The sequence below is a fragment of the Paenibacillus sp. 3LSP genome, from assembly GCF_032465655.1.
Lineage (GTDB): Bacteria > Bacillota > Bacilli > Paenibacillales > Paenibacillaceae > Fontibacillus > Fontibacillus barengoltzii.
The window spans coordinates 1-4,618 of sequence record NZ_JAWDJI010000266.1 but is presented as its reverse complement, the minus strand read 5'-3'; the positions used below and the strand labels follow the sequence as shown (position 1 = coordinate 4,618).

The following is a 4,618-nucleotide window of genomic DNA, read 5'->3' as shown; positions in this document are numbered from 1 at the left end:
AAACGAGGCGGAAGGCCTCTCCCACCCCGAAATTTTATAAATTCTATAATGTTAAAAAAACCGCGATGAACGCGGTTGTGAAAGTCTTTCTTTAGAGTTGTACGTGTTTGGTCGCAATTCGCTCGCAAAACTCGCGGTCATGCTCTACAAACAAGATCGTCGGCTCATAGCTCATCAGCAAGTCTTCGATCTGCATGCGCGAGATCACGTCAATGAAATTCAGCGGTTCGTCCCAGACCAGCAAATGCGCTTTTTCGCAGAGGCTTTTGGCGATGAGCACCTTCTTCTTCTGTCCCCCGCTGTAATCCGCCATATCCTTCTCAAACTGCAGTCTGGAGAAGTCTAATTTCCGCAAAATAGCCTTAAACAAGCTTTCATCAATTTCATGCTCTCTGGCAAAATCGGTTAAATTCCCCTGCAGCCACGAGGTTTGTTGGGACACATAGGAGATCTTCAATTGGCTTCCTTGGCGTACCGTACCGAAATAAGAGATGTCCTCCCCGCAAAGCAGCTTCAGAATGCTTGATTTCCCGGAGCCGTTGCGGCCCGTCAGCACAATGCGGTCGCCTCGTTCGATCGTAAAGCTGATCTCTTGGCACACCTGCTTCTCACCGTAGTAGATCGAAACACGGTCGAATTCGGCAAGCTGTGTTTTATGGTAAGGCAACTGGGCGATTTTTAAGCTTTCCGAGGTTTCGATATTTTTGAGCAGCTTCGACTTTTCCTCAATCGCATTCTGTTGTCGTTGCTCAATCGATTTGGAGCGTTGCATCATCTTAGCCGCTTTATGACCGATGTACCCCTTATCTACCTTGGAGCCGGAATTTCGGGTGCCATTTTTCGAGCTTTCTACCTTATGCGACCAGTTGCTCGTCCGTTTGGCCGCTTCCGACAGGCGTTTAATGTCTTTCTGCAGCCTCTCGTTTTCAGCTAACTCATAGTTGTCTTGGCGGCGTTTATTCTCCCACCAATCCGAGAAATTGCCCTTCTGAATCTCAATGTTCGTCTTGTTGATGGACAGGATGTGGTCCACACAACGATCCAGAAAAGCCCTGTCATGAGAAACCAGGATAAACCCATTCTTGCGGTTTAAATAATCCCCCACAAGCTCTCGCGCTTCCATGTCCAAATGATTCGTTGGTTCATCGATCAGCAGGAAGTGATTCTCCTTCAAAAATAAGGCGGCAAGCATCACCTTGGTCTGCTCCCCATTGGACAAGGTTTCGAAAGGACGGTACAGCACATCATCCGACACCTGCAGCAAAGAAAGCTCACGCATGAGCTCCCACAGCTCATAGTACGGAACGATTTCCTCTACGACATCCAGCGTATGCTTCTCCGGATGCTTGACCTCAAACGGGAAGTAATCGAAGCTGACATCCGCGGAAATTTGTCCGCTGTATTCGTATTTTCCGAGCAGCAAATGTAGAAAGGTCGTCTTCCCTCGCCCGTTCCTCCCGGTAAACCCCAGCTTCCAATCGGTATCGATACGAAAGCTGACATCCTCAAAAATGTTATCGTAACTGCCTTCATAGGCAAACGTTAGATGGTTCACATGAATTAATGACATGAACAACATCCCTCCTGCATAAAAAAATGGACTGCAAGAAAGATACCTTTCCTGCAGCCCAAAAATATTCAAAAAATCCTCCCCTGCCATCGGGGGATGGATTCAGAATATACGATTGGAGTGAAAGGATGAGATATCTTTCTTGCATAAGAAATAAACCATGCGAATGACGCTCGCATCACGGTTCCATCTTCTTAGCAAGAAATATCCATCCGTTTCAGCTCCCTCATTAAAGATAGTCGTATTTTAACATAATGAGGATAGGAGTTCAAGGTTTGACAGCAATGCAAATGGCTCTAATGACAACTGGCTTATGCTTTCCGGTTCATGTTGTAATGCAGTAAGTGCTTAAGAAAAGACGGAGGTTCGGGAAGCTCCTGGAGCGCTTCCATCGCCAAACAATAATGCTCCCACATGCCGGTGTGATATGTATATTTTTTGAGAACGGCGATTTCCGTGTCGTTCGCCCGTGCCAATATTGCCGGCGCCACCAGACAGGCTTCAAACGCAATCCCCGTCTTGTAGAAGCAAATGCGGTCAAGCTCCTCTACGGTTAATGCTTTGCCTTTGGCGTTTAAATCCATCGCTTGCCCCATGCAAGGCACTGTTATGCACTTCATGCAGCGTTGGTTTGCATTTTTTCAACCCCTTCCCTCTCTTCCCGCTCAATGCCAAAAGTTGTAGGTTGTCCCGCCCTGCGCTCTTCCCTACAATGTTGTAGGGAAAGGAGGTCACCCGAAATGAATAAATTCCGAGGATTCCTTTTACTCTTGGTGATCATGCTCTCGGCAGGCTTGTTGGGTGGAGCAACACCAACACCAGCGGCCGCAGCCTCCGGTACGGTGAAGTTGGGCTCCACGAGCGGCGATGTTTGGGATCTTCAATATCGACTGAAGGCGTTGGGCATTTTCAATGAACAGCTTACTGGATATTACGGGACAAAAACGCAACAAGCCGTACGTACGTTCCAGTCGCGTTATGGGCTCCAGGTAGATGGTGTGGCGGGGCCTCAAACGTGGAAGGCGCTGAGAAAATATTCTCTGAATCAAACCGAAATGGATCTGTTGGCTCGCGTGATTTATAGTGAAGTTCGAGGTGAGCCATATACTGGACAAGTGGCGGTAGGTGCCGTCGTTATGAATCGGATTCAATCGTCATTATTCCCTGATACGATCAACGGGGTTGTGTTTCAACCGGGCGCCTTTACGGCGGTCGACGACGGGCAAATCTGGCTAACGCCGGATCGCACAGCCTATCTGGCTGCACTGGATGCGGTTAGAGGTTGGGATCCGTCCTACGGTTCGCTATATTATTTCAATCCAAAAACAGCGACAAGCAAATGGATATGGTCGCGTCCGCAGAAGCTTCAAATCGGAAACCACATCTTCACCAGTTAACGGAAAATGAAACAGGGTCTTGCGAATCGCGCAAGATCCTGTGTTTTTTTAGGAGGCACATTCCTAAACTTCTCTGCACTATATATACAAACCACACTCATTACGTGTAAAGGGGACAAGGAAGACGATGCCCATCAAAAACGGAAAACAGTACATCGAACGGATCAACCGCAAGCGCATCCGGCTATGGTACAACGGCGAACGTGTCAACGTTCCGTTATCCGAGCACCCTGCCTTTCGGGGGTTGATCCGGACGCAGGCTGCGATGTACGACAAGCAATGCGAGGACGACCTGCGAGACATCATGACTTATGTGTCACCAACCAGCGAGGAGCGAGTGGGTCTTTCATTTTTGCCGCCGACCACACCCGATGACTTAGTTCGCAGAAGGAGGATGTCCGAGATATGGGCCGGTTTGCATCATGGATTCCTCGGTCGTTCCCCCGACTATATGAACACGGCATTGATGTCGTTTTATACGGCTTGCTCCTTGTTGGAGGCCGCCATGCCAGAGTATGGACGGAATCTGCGCACGTATTACGAATATTGTCGGGAGCATGATATCACGTTATCCCATGCCTTCGTGCAGCCGATGATCAGCAAAATGTCCGGACCGGTGGATCATGAAGAATCCCTGGCCGCCAAGGTGGTGGAGATCCAACCTGAAGGTCTTGTCGTTAGCGGAGCTTTTCTGATGGCGACCCAGGGACCTACCTGCGAGGAAATCCTCGTCCTCCCCACACCAACGTTCATGTTGGGAGACGGGCAGGTCAATCCCAGCGCGTTCGCTTTTGCCGTGCCTAATGATGTGGAGGGAATTACCTTTATATGTCGAGAGAGCCATGCGTTTGATTCAAGTTATGATCATCCCCTCTCCAGTCGATTTGAGGAAATGGATACGATGGTGATTTTTGATCGAGTTCTCGTACCGCGGGATCGGGTATTTTTCTTTGGGAAAGAGGAGCTGTGCGATCGGTTGTTTCGTGAAGGGCACTTCCATGCGTACGTTGGTCACCAGATCCTCACACGGTACATTGCGAAAACGGAGTTTTTCCTAGGGCTGTTGCAAGTGTTAGCCGAGGAGCAGAATGCGGATAGCGAGCCTACGTTCCTCCAATCCATCACCAAACTCATGGCGATGCTGGAGAATCTAAAAGCATTACGGGTGGCGGCTGAGACTGACGGGACATTCACCTCATCCGGCTACTTCGTTCCAGCACTGGCCCCCCTGACCGCCGCAGGCATCCAATTTCCCGATCTGCATGAAGAAGCGCTGCGGTTGATCCGTACGATTAGCGCCAGCCAGCTGATCATGAACCCGTTTGGGGCAGACTTCTTTTCGGAGAACGAAGCGTACCTCAATGCCTATTTACAGGGGATTTCCAGCCCGGCCAAGGATCGCATCGCCCTTTTCAGACTGGCCTGGGAGCTGGGCGGCGGAGCGTTTGGAGGCAGACAAAACCAGTTCGAACGCTTCTTCTTCGGAAATGGAAAGACGATTGCCAACCGGATGTATGGCTGCTGCGAGAGCATGGAGCAATACAAATCGCGAATTTACCAGTTTCTAGAGTTAAAAGGAGAATAAAGAAAATTTAACCTGAATTTCGAAAGTAATCTCTTCTGAAAAAAATAAAAAGTGCTCCAAATCTTT

Annotated in this window: 4 protein-coding genes; 2 read left to right on the top strand and 2 right to left on the bottom strand. The window is 49.2% G+C overall.

All coding sequences use genetic code 11. The features are described from left to right. Positions 1–91 precede the first annotated feature (91 nt). Both RW092_RS23210 and RW092_RS23205 read right to left on the bottom strand, forming a co-directional pair. A complete protein-coding gene (locus RW092_RS23210; protein ID WP_316011406.1) occupies positions 92–1,570 on the bottom strand; it encodes an Lsa family ABC-F type ribosomal protection protein in 1,479 nt (492 codons plus the stop codon). Positions 1,571–1,881: 311 nt separating this feature from the next. Continuing rightward, a complete protein-coding gene (locus tag RW092_RS23205; RefSeq protein WP_410055569.1) occupies positions 1,882–2,175 on the bottom strand; it encodes a polyprenyl synthetase family protein in 294 nt (97 codons plus the stop codon). Between the two features lie 135 nt (positions 2,176–2,310). Between RW092_RS23205 and sleB the strand changes: the two genes are divergently transcribed. Both sleB and RW092_RS23195 read left to right on the top strand, forming a co-directional pair. Next, positions 2,311–2,967, top strand: a complete 657-nt coding sequence (gene sleB / locus RW092_RS23200) for a spore cortex-lytic enzyme (RefSeq protein ID WP_410055568.1) — start codon at positions 2,311–2,313, stop codon at positions 2,965–2,967. A gap of 127 nt (positions 2,968–3,094) precedes the next feature. Continuing rightward, complete coding sequence (locus tag RW092_RS23195) at positions 3,095–4,552, top strand: 4-hydroxyphenylacetate 3-hydroxylase family protein (protein WP_085168880.1); 1,458 nt, start codon at positions 3,095–3,097, stop codon at positions 4,550–4,552. Positions 4,553–4,618: the final 66 nt, after the last annotated feature.

Bases quoted from the DNA above. Each gene is read 5' to 3' on its own strand.
- RW092_RS23210 (WP_316011406.1), bottom strand. From the start codon at position 1,570: ATGTCATTAATTCATGTGAACCATCTAACGTTTGCCTATGAAGGCAGT.
- sleB (WP_410055568.1), top strand. From the start codon at position 2,311: ATGAATAAATTCCGAGGATTCCTTTTACTCTTGGTGATCATGCTCTCG.
- RW092_RS23195 (WP_085168880.1), top strand. From the start codon at position 3,095: ATGCCCATCAAAAACGGAAAACAGTACATCGAACGGATCAACCGCAAG.